The organism is Pseudoxanthomonas sp. JC1303 (genome assembly GCF_058448525.1).
Map to the genome: position 1 here is coordinate 139,312 of NZ_CP185958.1, position 24,262 is coordinate 163,573.

Consider the following 24,262-nt stretch of genomic DNA (forward strand, 5'->3'; position numbering starts at 1 on the left):
GAAAGCGGTTACAAGCATCGCCGCCCGCTTCGGACACGCAGGCGATGGAACAGCCGTGCAAGTCAGGCCCGCGCCAGGCGCGCGCGGCGGCGCGCGGCCTTCTTCTCGCGACGGCGGGCACGCCAGTTGCGCCAGTGCTGCTGCAGGCAGGAGAAGATCACGTACAGCGCCGGCGTGCTCAGCAGGGTGAGGCTCTGCGAGAACAGCAGGCCCCCGATCATCGCGATGCCCAGGGGACGGCGCAGTTCCGAGCCCTCGCCCAGGCCCACGGCGATCGGCACGGCGGCCAGCAACGCCACCATGGTGGTCATCATGATCGGGCGGAAACGCACGATCGAGGCCTCACGCGCGGCCTGCAGCGGGGTCAGCCCGTGCTCGCGCTGGGCCACCAGGGCGAAGTCGATCATCATGATCGCGTTCTTCTTGACGATGCCGATCAGCAGCACCAGCGCGATCATCGAGATCACCGACAGCTCGGTATCGGTGATCACCAGGGCCAGCAACGCCCCCACGCCTGCGGCCGGCAGCGTGGACAGGATGGTCACCGGGTGGACCAGGTTCTCGTAGAGCATGCCCAGCACGATGTAGACGGTCAGGATCGCCGCCAGCACCAGCAGGCCCATCGAATTGGGGCTCAGATCGCGCTGCCAGCCGCCGCCTTCGCTGATCTTGATATCGCCAGGCATGCGCATGCCATCCACGACAGACTTGATGATCGCGCTGGCTTCGCCCGTGCTCACGCCAGGCGCCAGGTTGTAGCTCAGATCCATCGTCGTGTACTGGTTGAGGTGGCGCACCTGCGAGGGCGCCAGCCCGTCGACCTGATGGGCCACCGCACTCAGCGGCACCATCTCGCCGCTGCGGCTCTTGAGCATCACCGTCTCGAGCTGGGCGGGCGTGGCGGTCTGGTTGGGCAACGCGTTGACCACCACCGAGTACTGGTTGAGCTCGGAATAGATCGTGGAGACCGAGCGCTGGCCGAAGGCGCCATAGAGCGCCCCGTCGATGGCACCGATGGAAATACCCAGGCGCGCGGCTTTCTCACGGTCGATGACGATGTTCTGGCGCAGGCCGCCTTCTTCCACATCGCTGCCGACGTCGCGGAACTTGGGGTTCTTCTTCAACTGGGCCACGACCTTGGGCAGCCAGGTCTGCAGTTCGGCTAGGTCGTTGCCCTGCAGCGAGACCTGATACTGCGCGCCCTGGTCGCCGCCGCCGCCATCGCTGGGCAGGTCCTGCACCGCACGCAGGCGCAGCTCCAAATCCGGGTAGCGATCGGCCTTGGCGCTGAGCCGCGCGAGGACCTCGGCGGTGGTGGCCTTGCGGCCCTCGTCATGGCGCTTGAGCTCGATGTTGAACTGCGCGCTGGAGCCCTGGCGACCGCTGCCCAGGCGCACGCCGACGATCTTCACCGCCGGGTCGGCCAGCAGCATGTCGGTGATGCGCTCCTGGCGCGCGCGCATGTCCTCGAAGGACACCGTCGCACTGGACTGCGCCCGGCCCCAGATCAGGCCGGTGTCCTGCGGCGGGAAGCTGCCGGACTTGACCTTGCCGAACAGGAAAATGGTCAGGCCGATCAGGATCAGCGGGGTCAGCGACAGCAGCAGCGCGTGGCGCAGGCTGAAATCCAGGCAGGCGGTATATACGCGCAGCATGCCGCGGTGCCCGGCCTCGATCACGCGGCCAATGCGCGATTCGGACGCTTCGGCCGCATGCGGCTGCAGGAAGCGGCTGCACAGCGTTGGTGTGAGGGTCAGCGAGATGATCGCCGACACCGCGATGGCCGCGACCAGGGTCACGGTGAACTCTCGGAAGAACGCACCGATCATTCCCGAGGCGAACAGCACCGGGATGAACACCGCGATCAGCGAGGCGGTGATCGAGACGATGGTGAAGCCGATCTCGCGCGAACCGGCGATGGCCGCCTCCATCCGCGACATGCCCTCGTCCAGGTGGCGCATGATGTTCTCGATGACCACGATGGCATCGTCCACCACGAAGCCAATCGCGATCACCAGGGCCAGCAGGCTCAAGTTGTTGAGTGTGTAGCCCAGCGCGTACATCACCACCGCCGAGCCGGCCAACGACAGGGGCACGGTCACCGTGGCGATGAGCGTGGGCGCCAGCCGACGCAGGAACAGCGCCATCACCAGCACCACCATCGCCAGGCTGATCAGCAAGGTGATCTCCACCTCGTGCAGCGAGGCGCGGATGGTCGGGGTGCGGTCGTAGTACGGGGTCAGGGTGGTGCCTTGCGGCAGGTACTCGCGCAGCATCGGCACCTGCGCACGGATCCGGTCGACGGTGGCCACCACGTTGGCGCCGCTGCGGATGTAGACGTACATCACCACCGCGGGCTTCTTGTTGAACCAGGCTGCCTGGTAGGCGTCCTGCTGCCCGTCGTAGACCTTGGCCACGTCCTTGAGCCGCACGATCACGCCATTCTGGCTGGAGATGCCCAGGTTGGCGAAGTCGGCCGCCTTGCGTACCGAGTCGTTGACCATGATCGCCATGGTCGACTTGCCGTCGGACAGAAAGCCGGTCGGCGAGAGCACGTTGGCCGCGCGCATGGCGTTGCGCAGGTCGTCCGGCGACAGGCCCATGGCGTTGAGCGCGCGCAGGTTGACGTCCACGCGCACCGCGGGCGTGGAGGCACCGGCGATATCCACCGAGGACACGCCGCTGACCTGACGCAGCCGCTGGGCCAGCAGTGAATCGGCCAGGTTGTACAGGTCGGCCGCCGACTGGGTGTCGGAGGTCAGCGCCATGGCGATCAACGGATCGTCGTTGGGGTTGGCTTTCTGGAAGCCGGGCGTGCCCATGCCCGAGGGCAGGTCCGCGCTGGCCGCGCTGAGCGCGGCGGCCACGTCCTGCGCGGCCGAGTCCACGTTGCGGCTGGAGTTGAAGCTCAGGAAGACCAGCGAACGTCCCTCGGAGCTGTTGGAGCGCATCGAGTCCACGCCGGGCACCTGACCCAGGCGCCGTTCCAGCGGCGCGGTGACGGTCGAGGCCATGGTGCTGGCATCGGCGCCGGACTGGCTGGCCTGGACGAAGATGAAGGGGATCTCCAGCGTCGGCAGCGCCGCCACGCCCAGGCGCAGGTAGCACATCAGCCCGATGACGAACAGGCCGGCCGCCAGCAGCGAGATGCCGATGGGGCGACGGATGAAAAGAGTCGAGAGGCTGACGCGACGGGTCATGGCGAGATCAGACGGCACAGGACGCCCAGGCGCCCGTCAGCCGAGCTCCTGGGCCGGGGAGGCTCGCCGCGCCGCACGGGCGTCACGCCAGTGCTGCACGCGCTGGGAGAAGCGTTCCATGTAGAGATAGATCACCGGCGTGGTGTACAGCGTCACCAGTTGCGAGAGCAGCAGGCCGCCCACGATCGACACGCCCAGCGGCTTGCGCAGCTCCGAGCCGATGCCGTCGCCCAGCGCCAGCGGCAATGCGCCCAGCAGCGCGGCGGCGGTGGTCATCATGATCGGCCGGAAGCGCAGCAGGCAGGCGCGGCGGATCGCATCGTGCGCGCTGAGCCCCTCGCGCCGGGCATCGATGGCGAAGTCGATCATCATGATCGCGTTCTTCTTGACGATGCCGATCAGCAGCACGATGCCGACGATGCCGTCCACCGAGAGGCTGAAGCCGCACAGCATCAGCGCCAGCAGCGCGCCCACGCCGGCCGGCGGCAGGGTCGAGATGATGGTGAATGGGTGGATGTAGCTCTCGTACAGCACGCCCAGCACGATGTAGATCACCACCACCGCGGCGATCAGCAGCCACACCACGTCGGACTGGCTGGAGGAATATTCGGCCGCCTTGCCGATGAACTCGGTGCGCACCGTCTCGGGCAGGTCGAGTTGCTCACGCACTTGGTTGATGGCCGCCACGGCCTGGGACAGCGAGTAGCCCTGGGTGACGTTGAAGGAGATGGTCACCGCCGGAAGCTGCTGCTGGTGGCTGATCACCAGCGGCGTGGTGCCGACCCGGGCGGTGGCCAGCGCCGAAAGCGGAATCGCCCCGCCGCTGCCCACGGTGATGCCGGTGTTGGCATTGCCGATACCGGTGGCCGTGGAGGAGTTGGACGAGGTCACCTGGCCCAGCGTGGTCGCATTGGTGCCCGTCAGCGCGCCGCTGCCGTTGCTGGCGATGGCCAGCTTGTTCATCAGCGCGTCCTGGGTGCGGAACTCCGGCGCCACCTCCAGCACCACGCGGTACTGGTTGAGCGCGGTGAAGATCGTGGAGATCTGGCGCTGGCCGTAGGCGTCGTAGAGCGTGTCGTCGATGCTCTGCATCGGCACACCCAGCGCGCTGGCGGTGTCGCGGTTGACGTCGATCATCAGCGCACGTCCGGCGTTGGCCGCGTTGTTGCCCACGTCCGACAACTCCGGACGCTTGCGCAGCGCGGCGGTCAGCCGCTCGGCCTGGGTCTGCAGTTCGTTGGTATCCACGTCCGAGAGCGAGAACTGATACTCGGTCGCCGCCACACGCGTATCCAGGGTCACGTCCTGCACCGGCTTGAGGTACAGCGCGATGCCCGGGATGTGGGCAACGGATTTCTGCAGGCGGGTGAGCACCTCGTCCAGGCCGTCACGGTCCCCGCGCTCCTTGAGCACGATGCTGATCTGGCCCTGGTTGAGCGTGGGATTCATGCTGCCGGCGCCGACGAACGCCGCCACGCCGGTCACCGCCGGATCCTTGCGCAGCGCGGCCGCCACCTCTTGTGTGCGCGACTGCATCTGCTCGAAGGCCACGGTCTGGTCGGCCTGGACCACGCCGGTGATTAGGCCGGTGTCCTGCTCGGGCAGCAGACCCTTGGGAATCAGGATGTACAGCGCCACGGTCAGGGCCACCGTGGCCAGAGCCACGATCAAGGTCAGCTTCTGCCGCGCCAGGACCCAGTCCAGGGTGCGCTCGTACAGGCCCACGGTGCGCGACCACAGGTTCTGCTTGCCGGCCGCGGCGGTGCGCTCATGCGCGTCGTCGCCCTCGGGCAGCTGGTCTGGCTTGAGCAGATAGGCGCACATCATCGGCGTGAGCGTCAGCGACACCAGCATCGAGATGACCACCGCGATGGACAGCACCCAGGCGAACTCGTGGAACAGCCGCCCGGTCACCCCCGGCATCAGCAGCAGCGGCAGGAACACCGCCACCAGCGAGATGGTCAGCGACAGCACGGTGAAGCCGATCTGGCGCGCACCCTCCTCGGCCGCCTCCGGCCCAGACTTGCCCTGCTCGATGTAGCGCACGATGTTCTCGATCATCACGATCGCGTCGTCCACCACAAAGCCCGTGGCCACCACCAGCGCCATCAGCGACAGGTTGTCCAGCGACATCCCGGCAAAGGCCATCACCCCGAAGGTGCCTACCAGCGACAGCGGCACGGCGATCGACGGGATCACCGTAGCCCACAGCCGGCGCAGGAACACGAAGATCACCGCCACCACCAGGCCGATGGTCAGGATCAGGGTGAACTGGACCTCGTGCACCGAGGCGCGGATGGTCTCGGTCCGGTCGGAGAACACGTCCAGCTTGACCTCGGCCGGCAACACCGTGCGCAGCTGGGGCAGCATGGCGCGGATGGCCGCCACGGTCTGGACGATGTTGGCGCCGGGCTGGCGACGGATCTCCAGCAGCACGGCCTGCTTGCCATCGGCCCAGGCCGAGAGCTGGTCGTTCTCGACCCCGTTGACCACCTTGGCCACGTCGCCCAGTCGCACCGGCGCCCCGTTCTGGTAGCGGATGATGGTCGAGGCGTAGCCGGCGGCGTCCTCGATCTGGTCGTTGGTGCCGATGCTGTAGGACTGGGTCGCCCCGTTGAGTGAGCCCTTGGGCGCATTGACGTTGGCCTGGGTCAGCGCGCTGCGCAGGTTCTCCAGGGTCATGCCCATGTTGGCCAGCATGGCCGGGTTGACCTGGATGCGCACGGCCGGGCGCACGTTGCCGGCGATGGACACCAGGCCCACGCCCGGGACCTGGGACAGGCGCTGGGCCAGGATGGAATCGGCGTAGCGGTTGACCTCGCGCAACGGCAGCGTGTCGGAGGTCAGCTTGAGGGTGACGATGGCCGCGTCGGCCGGGTTCACCCGGTTGTAGGTGGGCTGGTACGGCAGCCCGCTGGGCAGCGTGGCCTGGCGGATGGCCGACTGCACGTCCTGCGAGGCCACGTCGATGTCGCGGTCCATCGAGAACTGCAGCACGATGGTGGACAGACCGGCCGACGAGTCGGAGGTCATCATCTCCAGCCCGGAGATCTGCCCCAGCTGGCGCTCCAGCGGCGTGGTCACCAGCGAGGCCATCGTCGCCGCGCTCGCGCCCGGGTACTGCGTGTTCACCACCAGGCTGGGCGAGTCGATCTCCGGAAGGGCCGAGACCGGCAGGCTGCGATAACCCAGGATGCCAAGCAGCATCACGCCGATCATCAGCAGCGTGGTGGCGATGGGGCGGCGGATGAAGATGCTGGAGAAGCCCAAGGGAAGTCCGTCCTGTCAGATCGTCGTGGCGACCGCGCCTGCGCGGCGACCCCGCCGCGGGCGGCGGCGGGGCATGTGAATCAGCGCGGGCCGCGGCGTCCGCCGCGCTTGTCGCCCTGCATGGCCTGCTGCAGTTCCTGCTCGGTCGGCTCCGGCGGCTCCTGGCCCGGCTTGAGGGCATTGACCTTGGAGCCGGGCTTGAGCCGGAACTGGCCCTCGGTCACGACGCGCTCGCCGGCCTTCAGCCCCTTGGTGACCACGATATGGGTATCGCCCACCTCCACGCCGGTGGTGACGTCGGTCATCTTGACGGTGTTGTCGGCCTGGACCACATAGACGTAGTCGCTGTCCGGGCCACGCTGCACGGCCTGGGTCGGCACCACCAGGCCGCCGTCCAGCATGTCGACCTGCAGGCGCACGTTGACGAACTGCCCCGGCCACAGCACGTGGTCGGCATTGGGGAAGCGTGCGCGCAGGCGGAAGGTGTTGGTGTCCGCGCCGACCTGGTTGTCGACCACGTCCAGCACGCCGTCATCGGCGATCACGTGCTGGTCGGTGCTGTCCAGCGCGGCGACCTTGGCCGCGCCCTTGGCCTGTGCCTGGCGCACCACGGTCAGGTCCTGCGCCGGCAGGCTGAAGGAGGCGTAGATCGGCTCGACCTGGGTGATGGTCACGATCGTGGACCCGGTGCTGACAATGTTGCCCACGTCCACGCCACGGATGCCGGCGATGCCGTCCAGCGGGGAGACGATATCGGTGTACTGCAACTGCACCTTGGCCGCTTCCATCGACGCCTCGGCGGCGGCGACGGCTGCCTGGTACTGCGCGACCAGGTTTTTCTGGGTGTCGATGTCGGTGCGCGCGACATAGGGCGCGTACTTGGGATCGGTCAGGCGTGCGTTGGTGTCGCGCGCGGTCTGCAGCTGGGCCTGGTTCTGCTTCTTCGATGCGGCGGCCTGGTCGTAGGCGGCCTGCAGCTCACGCGGGTCGATCTTGGCCAGCAGCTGGCCCTTCTTGACCGGCTGGCCTTCGGTGAAATTCAGGCTCATCAGGCGTCCGCCGGTCTGCGGATTGATCGTCACCGTGTTGAGCGCGGTCACCGTCCCGGTCGCGTTGCGGTACACCGGCACGTTCTGTGTGGTGACCGGCTCGACGGTTACCGGAACCGGCTTGGTGCTGTCCTCGCCGCCCTGCTTGGCTTCTTCTGCCGCATGACGCTTGCCGCAGCCGCGGACTCCCACCAGCACGACCACCAGCACGACGACCGCCCCAAGGGCGATCTTCCATTTACGCGACATGCACTGACTCTCCGTAGGGGACGGTGTTGCTAGGCAACAACCATCAAGATTAGCGTCTGTGAACGCGCGTGCCTGCATGACTGATGACAGGGGCCACGCCGGATCGAGCCGTCTCGTTCAGCCGCCAGCAGGGATCGGACTGTCGGCAAGGCGTCATGCGCGCGCCGCCCCGCGCGGGTTCAGCCGTCGCAGCTGGTCAGGGTCAGTCGCTGTCCGGGCTTGAGCGCATAGGCCGGGGCTCGCAGTCCATTGGCCTTGGCCAGATCCTTGAGATCGCAGCGGAACCGGTCGGAGATGCCGCCCAGGGTATCGCCACGGGCCACGCGGTAGTGCCGCGCCTGCGCCGCCTTGGGCTTGGCCGCCTTGGGCGCACCGGTCGCCACCGTCGTTGGCACGCCGATCGGCACGCCACTGACATCGCCCACGGCCACACGCGTCGAAGGCGGCGCATCGCGCTTGATGGCCGCCTCCACCGTGGCGGTGACCAGGGTGTGGGCCAGGTCGGCATGCGGTCCCCTGACGCAGTAGCGGCTGTACAGGCTCGCCATGCGCACGCTGCCCTGCAGCGTGGTGCCGGCCGGGATCCAGTCATCGGCCTGGTAGCGCGGATTGAGGTTGCGCAGGGCGCGCATGTAGCCCTCGCGCGTGCGGCCGTTGCCCATGCAGATGGTCAGCTCGTAGATCGAGGCGGTGCGTGCCAGCTTGATCGGCGCCGGCGTGGCGTCGATGCGGGGAAAGACCAGGCCGTACTGCTTGGGGTGCAAATACAGCCAGGCCGCGGCGATGACCATGGGCACGTAGTCCTGGGTCTCGGCCGGGAACTGCGCGTACACATCGGCATCCCAGAAGCTCGCGCCGGGGCGGCTGGCGTAGATCCGCCGTGCGCGCCCTTCCCCGCCGTTGTAGGCGGCCAGGGCGAACTCGATGTTGTGGTTCAGCTCGCCCATGCGCTCGTTCATGTAGGCCGCGGCGGCCTCGGTGGCGGCGTACGGATCAAAGCGCGTATCGAACCCGGTCGCATCCATGCCCAGGCCGAAGCGGCTGCCGGTGGACGGCATGAACTGCAACAGCCCCGCCGCGCCGGCACGCGAACTCACATGGGTGCGGCCGTTGGACTCCTTGGCCATGATCCCGAACAGCAGCGCCTCGGGCAGGCCAGTGGCCTGCCAGGCCGGCAGCATCTCCGGACGCATGTTCTGATAGTTCTCGTAGCTGTCGATCAGCGCGCCGCGCATGTCGGTGAGCCAGCGCCGGATCCCGGCCTGCACTGCAGGATTGAATTCGACCATCGTGTCGAAGGGATGACGCCCATCGTCCAGCAGGCGCGCGGTCCGGGTCGAGTCGGGTACCTCCGAGCTGGCCGGCACGCTGTGGTCCTGGCCATCGTCCAGCGGATCGGTGCTGTCGCTCTCGCCGACCAGGTCATCGCCGGACACGTCGGAGGCGACGTCCACCTGCTCCTTGAGCAGGCGCTTGTAGGTGGCCAGCAGCGTGTGCATCTGGCAGCCCTTCTGCTTGGCGCAGGCGTCCAGGGTGTCTTCCATGTCCTCCAGGGCCGCATCGCTTTCGGCCTGACCCTTCGGGTCGGCGTTGGAAGTCAGGACCAGCGCGGCGTTGTAGCGCTTCTCGGCGGCCTGCATCTGCTGGGCCAGCGCCTCGGCCGCCGCCTTGTCCCGGGAGGAAATCCGCGCAAGGGCCGGTGACGCCAGGAACGACAGGGTCAGGACGGCGAACAACGGCACGGCACGGAACGGGAAGGACATCAGGCACACACGGACGCAAAGCGGTCCGGCAGGGTAGCTGCGCACGCGCGCAGGCGGCAAGGTCATCGGTCATGCGTGGGACATCCTTGGCCCTGCGGCGGACCGGTAAGGACAACTGCGCCTAGAATCGGCCCGACTCCGCGCGAGAACCTCCATGGACCCGATCCTGCTGGGCAAAGGCATCACCGACGACATCCCGGTCCACCTGCTGCCGAAGTTCGGCAACCGCCACGGCCTGGTCGCCGGGGCCACCGGCACCGGCAAGACCGTGACCTTGATGACCCTGGCCGAAGGCTTCTCACGCCTGGGCGTGCCGGTGTTCATGGCCGATGTGAAAGGCGACGTAGCGGGCCTGGCATTGCCCGGCGACGGCAGCGAGCGCGTCACCGTGCGCGCCGCGCAGATCGGCATCGACGGCTATGCCCCGGCCGGCGCGCCGACCATCTTCTGGGACCTGTACGGCAAGCTCGGCCACCCGGTGCGCACCACCGTGACCGAGATGGGCCCGACCCTGCTCGGCCGCATCCTGGAACTGAACGACACCCAGGCCGGCGTGCTGGACATCGTGTTCAAGCTGGCCGACGACCGCGGTCTGCTGCTGCTGGACCTGGCCGACCTGCGCGCCCTGCTGGGTCTGGTCGTCGAGGAACGCAAGGAGGTCTCCACCCAGTACGGACTGGTCAGTGCGCAGTCGGTCGGCGCCATCCAGCGCGCCCTGCTGCGGCTGGAGCAGGATGGCGGCGAGGGCTTCTTCGGCGAGCCGGCGCTGGAACTGCCAGACCTGATGCGCGTGGACCCGAATGGTCACGGGGTGATCGGCATTCTGGCCGCCGACCAGCTGGTGCTCAAGCCGCGGCTGTATTCGTCCTTCCTGCTGTGGCTGCTGAGCGAGCTGTTCGAGAACCTGCCCGAGGTCGGCGACCTGGACAAGCCCAAGCTGGTGTTCGTGTTCGACGAGGCGCACCTGCTGTTCGACGACGCCCCGCCGGCATTGCAGCAGCGCATCGAGCAGGTCGTGCGCCTGATCCGCTCCAAGGGCGTGGGCGTGTACTTCTGCTCGCAGTTCCCCGACGACGTGCCCGACAACATCCTGGGCCAGTTGGGCAATCGCTTGCAGCATGCGCTGCGCGCCTTCACCCCGCGCGACCAGAAGGCGGTGCGCACGGCGGCCGAGACCTTCGTCCCCAATCCGAAGCTGGACGTGGCGCGCACGCTCTCCTCGCTCGGGACCGGCGAGGCCTTGGTCTCGACCCTGCAGGACAAGGGCGTGCCGATGCCGGTCCAGCAGACCCTGATCGCCCCGCCCCGCTGCCGCATGGGCGCGATCACCGAAGCCGAACGCGCACAGGTCCGCGCCGGCAGCCCGGTCGGCATGAAGTACGACACCCCGATCAACCGCGAATCAGCGGCAGAGCGCCTGCTCGACCGTGCCGACACCGCCACCGCGCAGGCCAAGGCGCCCCCCGCCAAGCCCGACGCGCCCGATGACAACGGCTTGGGCAAGATGGCCAAGGACATGCTGTTCGGCACCGGCCGCCGTCAGGGCCTGGTCGAAGCGATGGCCAAGCAGACCGCCCGCACCGTGGGCAACCAGGTCGGCCGGCAGATCCTGCGTGGCCTGCTGGGCGGGCTGTTCGGCGGCAAAGGCCGCTGACCAGCGTTGATGACGCCTCCAAGGAGGGATCGGCAATGAAAATGAGGACGCTGGGCTTGCTCGGTCTTGCGGCGTGCTTCATGGGAATCGCTTTCGCACAGGACACCCATGTCAATGAATGGCCCAAGGCGCGGCAGCCGCAACTTACCGGCGACTACAGCGGGCAAGTCAGGGACTGGATGACCCGCGACCCGACCTGCGAATACAAGCGCGCCCGCCTGCAAATCAAGGCCGACAATCGCTATGTCCTGACCACGCGTTGCGATCGCGGCAAAGGGCGCAAGGAAACCGTGGCCGGCCCGTGGTGGATCGATGAGATCGCGGGCAGTTGCCTGATACTGAATCGAGAACCACCGCTTCGGCACGAAGACGAGCGCTGGTATGGCTTCCGGATCAGCGACGACGCGACGTCATTGAGCCAGGACGGCGGTTCATGCACCGCTGCGGACGAGCGCGACAATGGCATGATCCTCAGACGCATTCCCCAGGACGCATCATGACGCCCCGATTCCGCCCGTCCACGTTGCTCATCCCGCTTCTGCTATTGGCCGCCTGCAAGCCGGACCACACCGAACCAGTCACCGCCACCCCGCCCGCGCAGGACGCCAGCGTGCAAGCGACCCGTCCACCGCCGCTGCCGGAGACCGACGCGGTGGCCGCCGTTGACAACGCGTCGGCCGGTGAAGTCACCGACCAGGCCGGCCGGGTCATTGACGCCAAGGCGCTGGCCGGCACCTTCGAAGGCAACGGCTCGCAGCTGGAGATCGCCGCCGATGGCACCTACCGGCAGACCCTCAAGGCCGCTGGCGCCGAACTGACCAGCGACGGCACCTGGTCGTCGGCCGCGGCGGGGGTGATGCTGCTGGACCCCAACGACAAGGCCGCCCAGGACGTGCGCTTCGACGTGGTGTCCGCCGACGAACTGCGCAGCCAGGACGGGACCTACACCTTCAAGCGCGCGCACTGAGGAAACCTGCGGCAGGCGGCGCCGGAGGAGTTGCCACCCCGACGAGCGCGAGGACACAATCGGGTCTTCACAGGGGAAGTAAAAGGATTTAGCCCATGGGCCCGCGCCTGCCTCGCGCCCGCCGCCCGGCGATGCCAGAACCCTTCTGGACTCGCCTGCGCCGGTTTCCGCTCTACCCGCTCCACGGCACGGCGCTGCTCGCGCTGGTGACCTTGACGCTGTGCACGCTGAGCAGCCTGATCCCGGGAATGGGATGGCTGCTGTCCCTGGTCACCTGGGCCGCGATCTACGGCTATGCGTTCGACATCCTGCGGCACACCGCGGACGGGCGCATGGAGGCACCCGAGCTGGTCAATGCATCGTGGGACGGAAGCGTCTGGCGCCTGCTGGCGATGATGATCGCGCTGATCGTCGTGGTCGTCCTGGCCTTCGCCTTCGGTGGCCTGGCGTTGGGCTTGCTCGTGCTGGTGGCCGTCGTCCTGCTGCAGCCGGGCTTCGTCATCTCCCTGGCAATGGACGGCAGCCTCAGACGCGCCCTCAACCCGGCGGTGGCCGTCGCCCTGGCCACCCGGATCGGCTGGCCCTACTTGGCGGCCTTCGGCGTGCTGTTCGTCATGCAGGCCAGCATGCTCACCGCCAGCCGCTGGGCCAAGGGCCTGCTCCCCCCGGTGCTGGACGAACTGGCACTGGCCGCCATCACCATCTGGGGGCTGTTCGCCACGTTCCACTTCATGGGCTATCTGGTCTACCAGTACCACGAGGTCCTGGGCTATGAACCGGACGCGCACAACGACCTGGACCTGATCCGCGACGCGCCCGACCAGCGCCTGCTGGAAGATGCGGAGCTGCACATCCGCGAGGGGCGCAACGACACGGCGCTGGAGATCCTGCGTGGCGAAGTGCGTTCGCGCGCGGTGGGGCTGGAGGTGCACGCGCTCTACCAGCGCCTGCTGGCCAGCAGCCACCGCAGCGAACAGCGGCTGGAACACGCCCGCCAATACCTCAACGCCTTGCTTCAGGCCGGACAGGACCGGCAGGCCCTGGCCCTGCTGCGCGAAGCCCTGCAGGCCGATCCGGACTTTGTCCCATTGACTGTCGAGCAGGCCTGCCAGCTCGCCGCGCGTGCGCAGCTGACCGGCCAGGCCCAGCTTCAGGTCGACCTGCACCTGGCCATGCTCAAGGCCTGGCCTTCGGCGCCAGAGGCCCCACGCTGGGCGCTGGACACCGCGCTGCTGCTGGCCGAACGCTTTGGGCGCGACGCCCAGGCCTCGGCGCTGCTCGATCAGGCGCTGGCGCGCTGTGAGGACGAAGAACAACGTCGCCGACTGCTCGCCGCCAAAGCCGCGATCGATGACCTGCCCGCCGCCCCCCAGATTGCCGGGGCCTGAGCGCCGCACCGGGCGCGGTACTCAGGCGTTGTCGAGCAAAAAGCGCGCCTTGTGCGCCTGCGGGACGTCGGGAAAGCGTTCGATCAGCAGGCTCAGCAGCCGCTGCTGCCGGGCCCGGCCCTGCAGGTCGTCGTGAGCCAGCGCCACACGCAGCCACAGCCCGGCCTGATCCTCGGCGGACAGGTCCGACGCGCCTTCGAGCAGGCGCTCGGCGGCCTGCCACTGGCCCAGCGCCGCCCAGCGTTCGGCCAGGCCGGCGCGGACCTCGGCTGGCAGCGCTAGAGACTCCTGTTCCAGCACATGCACCTGGGCTGCGGCCTGGGCCTCATCCAGCGCCCGCAGCTTGAGCAGGTCGACCGCGCGACGACCCGCGCGCACCGCATCGCCGGCATTGCGCGCGACGCGATGGCGGGCCAAGGCCACCTCGAAGCGCGCCGGCTGCTCGGCGGCCAGCGCCTCCAGCAAGCGCTCGGCCTGGTCGTTCTCCATGCGTCCCATGTGGATCTGCGCGCGCCCCCAACGATCATCAGGACCTGCCGCGGTCGGCTCGACATCGTCCCGGATGAATCCATCGCGCCTGCGGCCCGCGGCCACCAGGGCAGCCCCCATCAAGGCGCCACAGAGCAGGCCGCCCGCGTGGGCGTCGAAGGCGACATGGCTGTCCCCGCTGCCGAACAGGTTGTAGAACTCCCAGCCCAGCCACGCCGGCAACAGCCAGATGGCCGGCGCCCGCACGTAATCGAACATCACCACGAACCAATAGAAAAAGCGGACCGGCTGCCGGCCCCACACCACGCAGAAGGCGCCCATCATCGCGGCAATCGCCCCGGAGGCCCCCAGTCCGGCACCGACCTCGCCCGCACGCCACAGTAGGCTGGCCGCGCTGGACCCCAGTGCCCCAAGCACATACACCGCCAGCATCAAGGTCGGGCCGATGGCCCCTTCCAGCAGGACACCGATTGCCAGCAGGAACACCATGTTGCCCAGCAGGTGCAGCACCCCGGCATGGAGGAAGGCCGAGGACAGCATCCTGCGCGGCGACCATTCGCCATGGCGCAACACATGGCGATCGGTAAACACCCGATGCATCCGCTGGTCGTAGGCGGCACGCGCCTGCCGCCACTGCGCCTGTTGGTCAGCTTCGATCAACTGGCCTTCGCGCAAGGCGCGCTGGAACGGCAGGTCGTATTGGGTGGTCTGCGCCACCGCAGCGGCCCTGGCCGGCGCAGCGAGGTCCTCCAGTGCGGCCGCCTGCGCGCCGCGGCCATGCTCGCGCAGCCAGTGCGTATAGGCGTCGCCTTCTACCTCGGCCAGGCCGGACTGTGCGTAGTAGGCGTACGCCGACGCCAGGCGCGCGGTATCTCCTGCTTGCCAGCCCACGAAGACCAGCACATTGACCAGAACCAGCAGCACGGTGGCCCAGGGCAGGTTGCTGCGGTTCAAGGGTTTGTGCAGTGGCAGGATCAACATGCGTGACGTCCTTGGTGTCATCGGCATCGGGCCGGACGCAGCTTCGACGATGGCCACGCCACGGCACAAGTGCTGCCCCGCGTAAAATCCGGACGTTCATCCATCCGATTTCACCGCATGAGCCGCTGGCGCCCGCCTGCCGAAAAAAGCACCGCCCTGATCACCCCCGCCGGCCACGCCGCACTCAAGGCCGAGCTGGAGGACCTGTGGCGCGTGCGCCGGCCCGAAGTGGTCAAGGCGCTGGCCGCCGCGGCGGCCGAGGGCGACCGCTCGGAGAACGCCGAGTACAGCTATCGCAAGAAGCAACTCGGCGAGATCGACCGCCGGGTGCGCTACCTGAGCAAGCGCCTGGAAGCCCTGCGCGTGGTCGATACCGCGCCAGCCGACCCGCAGGCGGTGTTCTTCGGCGCGCAGGTCGAGCTGGAGGACGCCGACACTGGCGAGCTGGCGCGCTACCGCATCGTCGGCCCGGACGAAACCGATGCGGCCCTGGGCCACATCAGCATCGATTCGCCGCTGGCCCGGGCCATGCTCAAAAAGCGCGTGGACGACGAGTTCGAAGCCGCCCTGCCCGGCCGCACCGGCAGCTTCGTGATCGTCGCGGTGTCCTACGCGCCCACGGCCTGAGCGCCCACACCAGCCCACCGGCGGGACGCATCGGGCACGTCGGTGCAACGGAACGCTTCGGGCGCGGGTTTAGACTTGAGCGCCCTACGTCACGTTCCGAAGAGGCTTCGCCATGGGTCAATGGATCACGCTCACCACTGCCAAGGGCCCGGTCGCGGCCTGGCAGGCCGACCCCGTCGGCACCCCGCGCGGCAGCCTGGTCGTCATCCAGGAGATCTTCGGCGTGACCCAACACATCCGCGAGGTGACCGAGCAGTACGCCGAGCAGGGCTACCTGGCCATCGCGCCGGCCTTCTTCGACCTGGTCGAGCCGGGCCTGGAACTGCCCTATGACGATGCCGGCATGAAGCGCGGCCTGGAGATCGTCGGCGAGATCGGCCTGGATGCGGCCGTGGACGTGGTGGAGATCGCCGCCAAGGCCGCGCGCACCGCCGCCGGCCACGAGAAGGTCGCCACCGTCGGCTACTGCTGGGGCGGCACCGTCGCCCTGCTCTCGGCCCAGCGCCTGGGCCTGCCGAGCATCAGCTACTACGGCGGCCGCAACGGTCAGTTCGTGGACCAGCCACTGAAGGCGCCGGTGCAGTTCCACTTCGGCGAGCAGGACGCGCACATCACCCCGGACATCGTCGATGCCCAGCGCAAGGCCTGGCCGGACATGGATGTCTTCACCTATCCGGCCAACCATGCCTTCAACCGCGACGCCAGCCCTGCGGTCTACGACGAGCCCAGCGCCAAGCTGGCCTTCGGCCGTGCGGTGGCCTTCCTGCAGGAAAACATCGGCTAGGCGCCGGGCATGACCGACTTCCAGCTCGATCCGCGCCTGGCCGCCGACAGCGTCTTCGTCGCCGATGGCCCGCTGTCGCAGGTGCGACTGATGGACGACACGCGCTTCCCGTGGCTGGTGCTGGTGCCGCGCGTGGCCGGAGCCACCGAGTGGATCGAACTGGACGGCGGCCAGCAGCGCCTGCTGCTGGCCGAGGTCAACCAGGCCGGGGCGCTGCTGCGCTCCGAGCCGGGCATCGAGAAGCTCAACATCGGCGCACTGGGCAACATCGTGCGCCAGCTCCACGTGCACCTGGTCGGACGCCACGCCGCCGACGCGGCCTGGCCCGGCCCGGTCTGGGGCAGTGGCACGGCCGTGCGCCACGCCCCCGACGCCTTGGAAGCCCAACGCGTCCGCTGGCGCGGCCTGCTGCGCTGATGACGCTGGCGTTCGAAGCCCTCGCCGACGACGCCCTGCTGGTCCGCCTGGGCCAGACCATCGATCCCACCCTCAATCGCCAGGCGCTCGCCCTGGCCGACGCGCTGCGCGAGGCGGCGCCGGACTGGTTGCGCGACGTGGTGCCCGCCTATGCCAGCGTGGCCGTGTTCTTCGATCCGGTTGTGTGGCAAGACGACGCGCATGCGCAGGTCCGGCGCTGGATCGAAGGCCATCTGGACAACAGTGCGCGCACGCTGCGCCCTCCCGCAGCGCGCGTGATCGAGCTGCCCGTCTGCTACGGCGGCGCCTACGGGCAGGACCTGGACAGCGCGGCGGCCGAACTGGAGCTATCGCCCGAATCGCTGATCGCACGCCACACCGCGGGCCGCTACATCGTGGCCATGACCGGCTTCGCGCCGGGCTTCCCTTATCTGCTGGGCCTGGACGCGGCGCTGGCCCTGCCGCGCCTGGCCACGCCACGCGCCCGCGTCCCCGCCGGATCGGTCGCCATCGGCGGCGCGCAGACCGGCGTCTATCCGCGTGAATCGCCCGGCGGCTGGCGCCTGCTGGGGCGCACGCCGCTGCGCCTGTTCGACGCCACGCGCGCCGCGCCGGCCCTGTTGGCCCCGGGCGATGTCGTGCGTTTCGTGGCGATCTCGCCGGAGCAGTTCGAGGCGTCGGGGCGGTGAGCGCCTGGGAGGTCCTCGCGCCCGGACTGCTGACCACCGTCCAGGACACCGGCCGCACGGGCTTGCGCCATCTTGGCGTGGCCGTGGCCGGTGCACTCGACCCGCTCGCGGCGTGGCTGGCCAACCGCCTGGTCGACAACCCGGTCCAGGCCGCCGTGCTCGAGCTGACCCTGCGCGGCCCGACCCTGCGCCTGCCCGCACCGGCGACGATCGCCCTGACCGGGGCCCGGATCCAGGCGCGTCTGGACGGCACGTCGATCCCGATGGGACGTCCGGTGCAAGTTCCGGCCGGCACACTGGTGTTGGGCGGGATTGGCGACGGAATCCGCAGCTACCTCGCCGTGGCCGGCGGCTTCGCGGTCACGCCGGTCCTGGGCAGCCGCAGCACCGACCTGCGTGGCGGTTTCGGCGGTCTGGAGGGGCGCGCCTTGCAGGCCGGCGACAGGCTCCCCGTCGACACGCCGTCCGCGATCCATGGACGGTTGCCGCACTGGCCGCGCTGGTGGGTCGATCCCACCCCGGCGCCGGCGCCAATCCGCTACGTTCCTAGCACCGTGGCCGCCGCGCAGGCGCTGGCCGGCACGGCCTGGCAGGCCAGCCCGCGCAGCGACCGGCAGGGGCTGCGCCTGCAGGGACCGCCGCTGCCCGACGCGCCCGGCCCCGGCCTGTCCGAACCGGTGGCCCCCGGCACGCTCCAGCTTCCGCCCGATGGACAACCCATCGCGCTGCTGGCCGATGCGCAGACCGTCGGTGGCTATCCACGGCTGGGCCACGTGATCAGTGCCGACCTGCCGCGGCTGGCCCAGCTGCGTCCCGGGCAACCCCTGTGGTTCGAGGCGGTCACCCCGGCACAGGCCCAGGCCGCCGCTTGCGAGGTGCGTGCACGCATGGCCAGAATCCGGTTGGCCCTGCACGCGGCGAGGCGATGACCCGCTCCCTGGATTTCAACTGCGACCTGGGCGAAAGCTGCGACGATGCCGCGGTCATGCCCTACATTTCCTCGGCCAGCATCGCCTGCGGCGGACACGCTGGCGACGCTGCGACCATGCGCCAGACCGTGGCCCTGTGCCTGCAGCATGGCGTAGCCATCGGTGCACACCCCTCCCATCTCGATCGCGCACATTTCGGCCGTCGCGCGCTCGACCTCACCCCGGCCCAGGCCCACGCGCTGGTGCTGGACCAGCTGCGCACGCTGCAGGCCATCGTCGACGCCGCCGGCGCCACGCTGCGCCACGTCAAGCCGCACGGCGCGCTCTACAACCAGGCCGCCACCGACCCTGTGCTTGCGCGCGCCATCGCCACGGCCGTGCGCGACCACGATCCGACCCTGATTCTCTATGGCTTGTCCGACAGCGCACTGACCAGCGCCGGCACGGCGGCCGGCCTGCAGGTCGCACACGAAGTCTTCGCCGAGCGCCGCTACGAAGCCGATGGCCGCCTGACTCCGCGCGGGACGCCGGGCGCCAGCATCGAAGACACCCCGAGCGCGATCGCGCAGGTGCGCGCCCTGCTGCGGGGCCAGGTCACCGCCCGCACCGGCGAACCTGTCGCCCTGCGTGCCGACACCCTGTGCCTGCATGGCGACCGTCCCGATGCCGCCGACTTCGCACGGGACCTGCGCGCCGCCTTGGACGAGGCTGGCTGCCGCATCGTCGCGCCGTCCAGGCACGCGCCATGAACGCCTGGCCGCTGCTGGGCATCGGCGTGGTGGTGCTGGGCTTCGTCCTGCGCTTCAACCCGCTGCTGGTGGTGATCGTGGCCGCGCTGACCAGTGGGCTGCTGGCGAAGATCGCCCTGCCCGACCTGCTGGCGCTGATCGGCAATGGCTTCGTCCAGAACCGCGCGCTGATGATGTTCCTGCTGACCCTGCCGGCCATCGGCCTGCTCGAGCACTACGGCCTGCGCGAACGGGCGCAGGCGTGGATCGTGCGTTTCCGCAGGCTGACCCTGGCGCGTTTTCAGATCGCCTACCTGGGCCTGCGCCAGCTCATCAGCATGGTCGGGCTGACCCACGTCGCCGGCCCGGCGCAGACCGTGCGCCCGCTGGTGGCGCCGATGAGCGAGGCCGCAGCCGAACGCGACCTCGGCCCGTTGCAGCCGCACGAACGCGAGCAGATCCGCGCCCATGCCGCGGCCACCGACAACATCGGTTTGTTCTTTGGCGAGGACGTGTTCGTGGCGATCGGCGCGGTGCTGCTGATCCAGGGCTTCTATGCGCGCAACGGCATCGTGCTCGAACCCCTGCATATCGCCCTGTGGGCGCTGCCGACGGCCGTGGCCGCCTTCGCTGTGCAGGCACTGCGGCTGCTGCGGATGGAGCGTCGCCTGCGCCAGGCGCGCGTCGCGGAGCGCGCCACCACGGATGGCACGCCTCCGTGCTGAAGGCCGAATATTTCTACTGGCTGGTGGCCGTGCTGCTGGTGGTCACCGCCCTGCACAACCTGCGCGCCCGACGCTGGGCGATGGGGGGCTTCTGGACCGTGCTGGCCGTGCCGTTCGCCGCCGGCGAGGCGATCCTGCAGGCGACGAAGGCGGGCGTGGCGTGGCCTGCGCAGGCCATGGGCGTGGGCGTGATTCTGCTGGGCGTGCTGGCCGCCTTCCAGCGTCTGCAGCCGCAGGGTGACAGCGAGGCCGAACGGCAGCGCCGGCAAGCCAGCGCGCAGCGCTTGCGCAACCGGCTGTTCGGCCCGGCGCTGGCCATTCCCCTGATCACGCTGGTGCTGTTCGTGTGCAGCACGTGGGTGCCCGGCCTGCAGGGGCTACTCGATCCCGGCGCGCTGACCCTGACCGCCCTGGCCGTGGCCAGCCTGGCGGCATTGGGCACGGCACTATGGGTCACCCGTGCCGCGCCAGCACAGGGCGTGCGCCAGGGCGGCCGGCTGCTGGACGCGCTGGGATGGGCGGTGGTGCTGCCACTGATGCTGGCCACGCTGGGGGGCGTGTTCGCGGCCACCGGCGTGGGCGAGGTCATCGCCACGCTGGTCGGCCGAGTGATCCCGATCGAAAGCCGCATGGCCTGCCTGCTGGCCTTCGCCGGGGGCATGGTGGTGTTCACCATGATAATGGGCAATGCCTTTGCCGCCTTCCCGGTGATGATGGCTGGTATCGGCCTGCCCCTGCTCATCCAGCGCCACGGCGCGGACCCGGCCAGCCTCGGCGCGCTGGGCATGCTGACCGGCTACTGCGGCACCCTGCTCACGCCGATGGCCGCCAACTTCAACATCGTCCCGGCGGTGCTGCTGGAACTGCGCGATCGCCACGGCGTCATCCGTGCCCAGGCGGCCACGGCTGGCGTGCTGCTGGTGTTCAACGTGGGCCTGATGGCCTGGGTGTGCTTCCGATGAGCCGCGTGCCGCGGATCCTGCTGGCCGGGTTCGAGCCGTTCGGCGCCGACCCGACCAATCCCAGCTGGGACGCGGTCGCGCCCCTGCAGGGCGAATGCATCGGCGGCCATCGCGTGGAGACCCGCTGCCTGCCGGTCGCGTTCGAGACCGCGCTGACCAGCCTGCGCCAAGCGCTGGACGCGGTGCGCCCGCGGCTGGTGGTCTGCGTCGGCCTGGCCGGCGGGCGCGAGGGCCTGTCGCTGGAGCGGGTGGCCATCAACGTCATCGACGCACGCATCGCCGACAACCTGGGCGCGCAGCCGGTGGATGCACCGGTGGTCGAGGGCGGCCCGGCCGCGTACTTCAGCGGCTTGCCGATCAAGGCCATGCGCGCCGCGCTGCAGGCACAGGGCTTGCCGGTGCACATCTCCCAGACCGCCGGAACCTATGTCTGCAACCAGGTCTTCTACGGCGCCTGCCACCTGCTGCGGCGCCGGCGGGGAGTGCGTGCCGGGTTCATCCACGTGCCGTATTCGCCGGAGCTTGCAGCAACGCACCCGGGGCAGTTCGCACTGCCCGTGGACGTGGTCACCCAGGCCCTGCGCATCTGCCTGGAGGTCGCGCTGGACACGTCCGATGACCTGGTCCTGGCCGGTGGCGCCGAGCACTGAGTCCGCGCACCTCGTCCAGCTCCGCGTGCGCTTCCGACCCGGCGCGCAGCTTCCGCCGCGGGCCGGCGCGCTGTTCCGACCGCGGACATCGCACCTGCCCACCTGCATGACAGGGAAAGTGTTGACTTGTGGCACCTGACCGCGCGCCAGCCGCGCGCGAGCATGGCGGCATCCACCAAGGAGCCACCGCCATGTCCCGTCACCTGATCCCCGCCCTGGTCCTGATCGTCCTGGGCACGCTGTTCCTGCTGGACAACCTGGGCGTGGTCGCCCTGGACGTCAGCAACCTCATCAGCACCTGGTGGCCGGCCCTGCTGATCCTGGCGGGCGTCAATCTGCTGCTGCGTCGCTACCGCGATCCCGCGCTGTGCGAACGGCGCTGAACGCAGGCGCGGCGTCGGTCAGCGCAGGCTGACCACGCGCGTCCCGGCGACCATATCGTGCAGGCAACGATGGTCGTCGCGGAAGATCATCAAGATATCCACCGCGATCAGCACCGACCCCAGGACGGGAATGACACCCGCCACCTGCACGGGGAGGACGCGCTTGAACAGCAGCGTCGAAAGCGTCGGCACCTGACCTTCCAGGTCGACGATGCGGATTCCGCAGAGCTTCTTGCCCCAGGTCTGGCCGTTGGCCATCAGCGGCTTGAACTGGATTAGCGTGAAGACCACCAAGCCGAACACCAGCCAGGGCAGCATCGTGGCCATGGGAACATGCCCACGCGTGGCGCGTACGACATCCCAGTAACCGCCCAGATACATCACCGGCCCCATGACCACCAGGGAAATCAGGCTGTCGATCACGGCCGCGCCCAACCGCGCGGTGCGCGTGGCCAGGTCGTTCGGCTGGGCGGGATCACGCGCATGCAGAGGCGCCTGCGGGCCTTGGTAGGGATTGTCGCTCTGGGTATTCATCATTCCTTCCTTGGACTGGGTTAAAAGGCTTGTCAGGTACGCGGCAGGGTGACGCCGGTCTGGCCCTGGTACTTGCCGCCGCGGTCCTTGTAGCTGGTCTCGCACACCTCATCCGACTCGAAGAACAGCATCTGCGCCACGCCTTCGTTGGCGTAGATGCGCGCGGGCAGCGGTGTGGTGTTGGAGAATTCCAGGGTCACGTGTCCTTTCCACTCCGGCTCCAGCGGCGTGACGTTCACGATGATGCCGCAGCGCGCATACGTGCTCTTGCCCAGGCATACCACCAGCGTGCTGCGCGGGATGCGGAAGTACTCCACCGTGCGCGCCAGGGCGAAGCTGTTGGGCGGGATGATGCACACATCCGACTCCACGTCCACGAAGCTGCCGCTGTCGAAGTGCTTGGGGTCGACGATGGTGGAGTTGATGTTGGTGAACACCTTGAACTCGCGCGAGCAGCGCACGTCGTAGCCGTAGCTGGAGGTGCCGTAGCTGACGATGCGATGGCCGTCGGCGTCGTGCTTGATCTGGCCAGGCTCAAACGGCTCGATCATGCCGTGCTGTTCGGCCATGCGCTTGATCCAGCGGTCGGACTTGATGCTCATGCGGTCGTGGGTTCCCGGAAGATGGCGGTGGGGCGAGGCGCGCCATTGTAGGGCCCCGGCCGGAGCCTGTCCCGGCCCGGGACCTTGCCCTGACCGGTTGGGTTTGACCCGCAGCCGGAGGGAGCGGCGCGCGGCCGCCCATCCCGCGCGGCGATGGCACGGTCGCGCAGCAAGCCCGCTCAGACCAGCGAGGCACCGATGGACATGGCCACCCGCGGCCGCTGGTCCAGCGCGTCCAGCAGCGCGCGCGCCGCTTGCCGGTAGGCCTGGGCCGCGGGCGATTGCGGCGCGGCGTGAACCACCGGTTCGCCGGCGTCGCCCTGTTCGCGGATCCGCACTTCCAGCGGCAGCGAGCCCAGCAGGGGCACGCCGTAGTGGGTGGCCATCGCCTCGCCGCCGCCCTGGCCGAACAGGTGCTCGACATGGCCGCACTGGCTGCACACGTGCTGGGCCATGTTCTCGATGATGCCCAGCACGGGCACCTCGACCTTCTCGAACATCTTCAAGGCCTTGCGTGCATCCAGCGTCGCGATGTCCTGCGGGGTGGTCACGATCACCGCGCCGGCCACCGGGATCTTCTGCGACAGCGTCAGCTGGATGTCGCCAGTGCCCGGCGGCAGGTCGACCAGGAGCACGTCCAGACCCCCCCACAGGGTGTCATTGAACAACTGAGTCAGCGCGCCGGTGGCCATCGGCCCGCGCCAGACCATGGGCGTCTCCGGGTCGATCAGCAGCCCGATGGACATCGCCTCCAGCCCGAAGGCCCGCATCGGCTCGATCGACTTGTTGTCCGGACTCTCCGGGCGCCCGGACAGGCCCAGCATCGTCGGCACGCTCGGCCCATAGATGTCCGCGTCCAGCACGCCGACCTTCAGCCCCTCCGCGGCCAGGGCCAACGCCAAGTTCACCGCCGTGGTGGATTTGCCCACCCCGCCCTTGCCGGAACCGACGGCAATGACGTTGCGGACGCGGGGATGGGGCTTGAGCGAGCCTTGCACGGCATGAGCCGCCAAATGAGCAAACGACATAAATCCAAGACCACCGCAAAAGACGCCACAGGATAACCGCTTGCACACCCTCATCCGGAAGCAAAGGACGTCGCCAGGATGATGAATGCAGCCGGCAGGCGCACAACCATTGTGTCAATGATTGCGACACATAAAAATATTTGACACATTCAGCAAGCCGTCAGCATGAGTCAACTGCTGACCAACACATGACT

The 24,262-nt window shown here is 68.9% G+C and carries 22 protein-coding genes; 14 read left to right on the top strand and 8 right to left on the bottom strand.

Going from position 1 to position 24,262, the window contains the following annotated elements; genetic code table 11:
* Nucleotides 1-62 precede the first annotated feature (62 nt).
* The 4 genes from ACORQU_RS00655 to ACORQU_RS00670 form a co-directional block, all read right to left on the bottom strand.
* A complete protein-coding gene (locus ACORQU_RS00655; protein WP_491642788.1) occupies nucleotides 63-3,200 on the bottom strand; it encodes an efflux RND transporter permease subunit in 3,138 nt (1,045 codons plus the stop codon).
* A 36-nt stretch (nucleotides 3,201-3,236) separates the two neighbouring features.
* A complete protein-coding gene (locus ACORQU_RS00660; protein ID WP_491642789.1) occupies nucleotides 3,237-6,470 on the bottom strand; it encodes an efflux RND transporter permease subunit in 3,234 nt (1,077 codons plus the stop codon).
* An 80-nt stretch (nucleotides 6,471-6,550) separates the two neighbouring features.
* Complete coding sequence (locus ACORQU_RS00665) at nucleotides 6,551-7,768, bottom strand: efflux RND transporter periplasmic adaptor subunit (protein ID WP_271645293.1); 1,218 nt, start codon at nucleotides 7,766-7,768, stop codon at nucleotides 6,551-6,553.
* Between the two features lie 179 nt (nucleotides 7,769-7,947).
* On the bottom strand, nucleotides 7,948-9,540 hold the full coding sequence (locus ACORQU_RS00670) for a transglycosylase SLT domain-containing protein (protein WP_491645188.1): 1,593 nt from the start codon (nucleotides 9,538-9,540) through the stop codon (nucleotides 7,948-7,950).
* A 145-nt stretch (nucleotides 9,541-9,685) separates the two neighbouring features.
* Here ACORQU_RS00670 and ACORQU_RS00675 point away from each other — a divergent pair, with 145 nt between their 5' ends.
* From ACORQU_RS00675 to ACORQU_RS00690, 4 genes are all read left to right on the top strand, one after another.
* On the top strand, nucleotides 9,686-11,185 hold the full coding sequence (locus ACORQU_RS00675; RefSeq protein WP_491642790.1) for a helicase HerA-like domain-containing protein: 1,500 nt from the start codon (nucleotides 9,686-9,688) through the stop codon (nucleotides 11,183-11,185).
* Between the two features lie 35 nt (nucleotides 11,186-11,220).
* Entirely contained in the window at nucleotides 11,221-11,685 is a 465-nt protein-coding gene (locus tag ACORQU_RS00680) for a hypothetical protein (protein ID WP_491642792.1), read from the top strand.
* A complete protein-coding gene (locus ACORQU_RS00685; RefSeq protein WP_491642793.1) occupies nucleotides 11,682-12,152 on the top strand; it encodes a hypothetical protein in 471 nt (156 codons plus the stop codon). The genes ACORQU_RS00680 and ACORQU_RS00685 overlap by 4 nt, the downstream gene beginning before the upstream one ends.
* Nucleotides 12,153-12,247: 95 nt before the next feature.
* The gene (locus ACORQU_RS00690; protein ID WP_491642795.1) at nucleotides 12,248-13,540 is read left to right on the top strand and encodes a tetratricopeptide repeat protein; all 1,293 of its coding nucleotides are present in this window, start codon (nucleotides 12,248-12,250) and stop codon (nucleotides 13,538-13,540) included.
* 21 nt (nucleotides 13,541-13,561) lie between these two features.
* On the opposite strand, the gene ACORQU_RS00695 is transcribed toward ACORQU_RS00690, so the two are convergent.
* On the bottom strand, nucleotides 13,562-15,010 hold the full coding sequence (locus ACORQU_RS00695) for a rhomboid family intramembrane serine protease (protein ID WP_491642797.1): 1,449 nt from the start codon (nucleotides 15,008-15,010) through the stop codon (nucleotides 13,562-13,564).
* Between the two features lie 117 nt (nucleotides 15,011-15,127).
* Between ACORQU_RS00695 and greB the strand changes: the two genes are divergently transcribed.
* From greB to ACORQU_RS00745, 10 genes are all read left to right on the top strand, one after another.
* Nucleotides 15,128-15,637 (top strand): transcription elongation factor GreB, encoded by a 510-nt coding sequence (gene greB / locus ACORQU_RS00700; RefSeq protein WP_271645287.1) that lies wholly within the window; start codon nucleotides 15,128-15,130, stop codon nucleotides 15,635-15,637.
* A 112-nt stretch (nucleotides 15,638-15,749) separates the two neighbouring features.
* On the top strand, nucleotides 15,750-16,421 hold the full coding sequence (locus ACORQU_RS00705; RefSeq protein WP_491642798.1) for a dienelactone hydrolase family protein: 672 nt from the start codon (nucleotides 15,750-15,752) through the stop codon (nucleotides 16,419-16,421).
* A 9-nt stretch (nucleotides 16,422-16,430) separates the two neighbouring features.
* The gene (locus ACORQU_RS00710; protein ID WP_491642799.1) at nucleotides 16,431-16,838 is read left to right on the top strand and encodes an HIT domain-containing protein; all 408 of its coding nucleotides are present in this window, start codon (nucleotides 16,431-16,433) and stop codon (nucleotides 16,836-16,838) included.
* Complete coding sequence (pxpB, locus tag ACORQU_RS00715; RefSeq protein WP_491642800.1) at nucleotides 16,838-17,527, top strand: 5-oxoprolinase subunit PxpB; 690 nt, start codon at nucleotides 16,838-16,840, stop codon at nucleotides 17,525-17,527. Before ACORQU_RS00710 ends, pxpB begins: the two co-directional genes overlap by 1 nt.
* Nucleotides 17,524-18,456, top strand: coding sequence for a 5-oxoprolinase subunit C family protein (locus ACORQU_RS00720; protein ID WP_491642801.1), 933 nt, complete (start codon nucleotides 17,524-17,526; stop codon nucleotides 18,454-18,456). The genes pxpB and ACORQU_RS00720 overlap by 4 nt, the downstream gene beginning before the upstream one ends.
* Nucleotides 18,453-19,205, top strand: coding sequence for a 5-oxoprolinase subunit PxpA (locus ACORQU_RS00725; protein ID WP_491642802.1), 753 nt, complete (start codon nucleotides 18,453-18,455; stop codon nucleotides 19,203-19,205). The genes ACORQU_RS00720 and ACORQU_RS00725 overlap by 4 nt, the downstream gene beginning before the upstream one ends.
* Nucleotides 19,202-19,909 (top strand): DUF969 domain-containing protein, encoded by a 708-nt coding sequence (locus ACORQU_RS00730; protein ID WP_491642803.1) that lies wholly within the window; start codon nucleotides 19,202-19,204, stop codon nucleotides 19,907-19,909. The genes ACORQU_RS00725 and ACORQU_RS00730 overlap by 4 nt, the downstream gene beginning before the upstream one ends.
* Nucleotides 19,903-20,871 (top strand): DUF979 domain-containing protein, encoded by a 969-nt coding sequence (locus ACORQU_RS00735; protein WP_491642804.1) that lies wholly within the window; start codon nucleotides 19,903-19,905, stop codon nucleotides 20,869-20,871. Before ACORQU_RS00730 ends, ACORQU_RS00735 begins: the two co-directional genes overlap by 7 nt.
* The gene (gene pcp / locus ACORQU_RS00740) at nucleotides 20,868-21,521 is read left to right on the top strand and encodes a pyroglutamyl-peptidase I (RefSeq protein WP_491642805.1); all 654 of its coding nucleotides are present in this window, start codon (nucleotides 20,868-20,870) and stop codon (nucleotides 21,519-21,521) included. The genes ACORQU_RS00735 and pcp overlap by 4 nt, the downstream gene beginning before the upstream one ends.
* Before the next feature lie 191 nt (nucleotides 21,522-21,712).
* The gene (locus tag ACORQU_RS00745) at nucleotides 21,713-21,904 is read left to right on the top strand and encodes a LiaI-LiaF-like domain-containing protein (RefSeq protein ID WP_271645278.1); all 192 of its coding nucleotides are present in this window, start codon (nucleotides 21,713-21,715) and stop codon (nucleotides 21,902-21,904) included.
* An 18-nt stretch (nucleotides 21,905-21,922) separates the two neighbouring features.
* Here ACORQU_RS00745 and ACORQU_RS00750 read toward each other — a convergent pair whose 3' ends face one another.
* The 3 genes from ACORQU_RS00750 to apbC form a co-directional block, all read right to left on the bottom strand.
* Nucleotides 21,923-22,441, bottom strand: a complete 519-nt coding sequence (locus ACORQU_RS00750; protein ID WP_491642806.1) for an RDD family protein — start codon at nucleotides 22,439-22,441, stop codon at nucleotides 21,923-21,925.
* Nucleotides 22,442-22,470: 29 nt separating this feature from the next.
* Nucleotides 22,471-23,040 carry a dCTP deaminase gene (gene dcd / locus ACORQU_RS00755; RefSeq protein WP_491642807.1) on the bottom strand — a complete coding sequence of 190 codons (570 nt, stop codon included), beginning with the start codon at nucleotides 23,038-23,040 and terminating at the stop codon, nucleotides 22,471-22,473.
* 179 nt (nucleotides 23,041-23,219) lie between these two features.
* A complete protein-coding gene (gene apbC / locus ACORQU_RS00760; RefSeq protein ID WP_491642808.1) occupies nucleotides 23,220-24,068 on the bottom strand; it encodes an iron-sulfur cluster carrier protein ApbC in 849 nt (282 codons plus the stop codon).
* Nucleotides 24,069-24,262 lie beyond the last annotated feature (194 nt).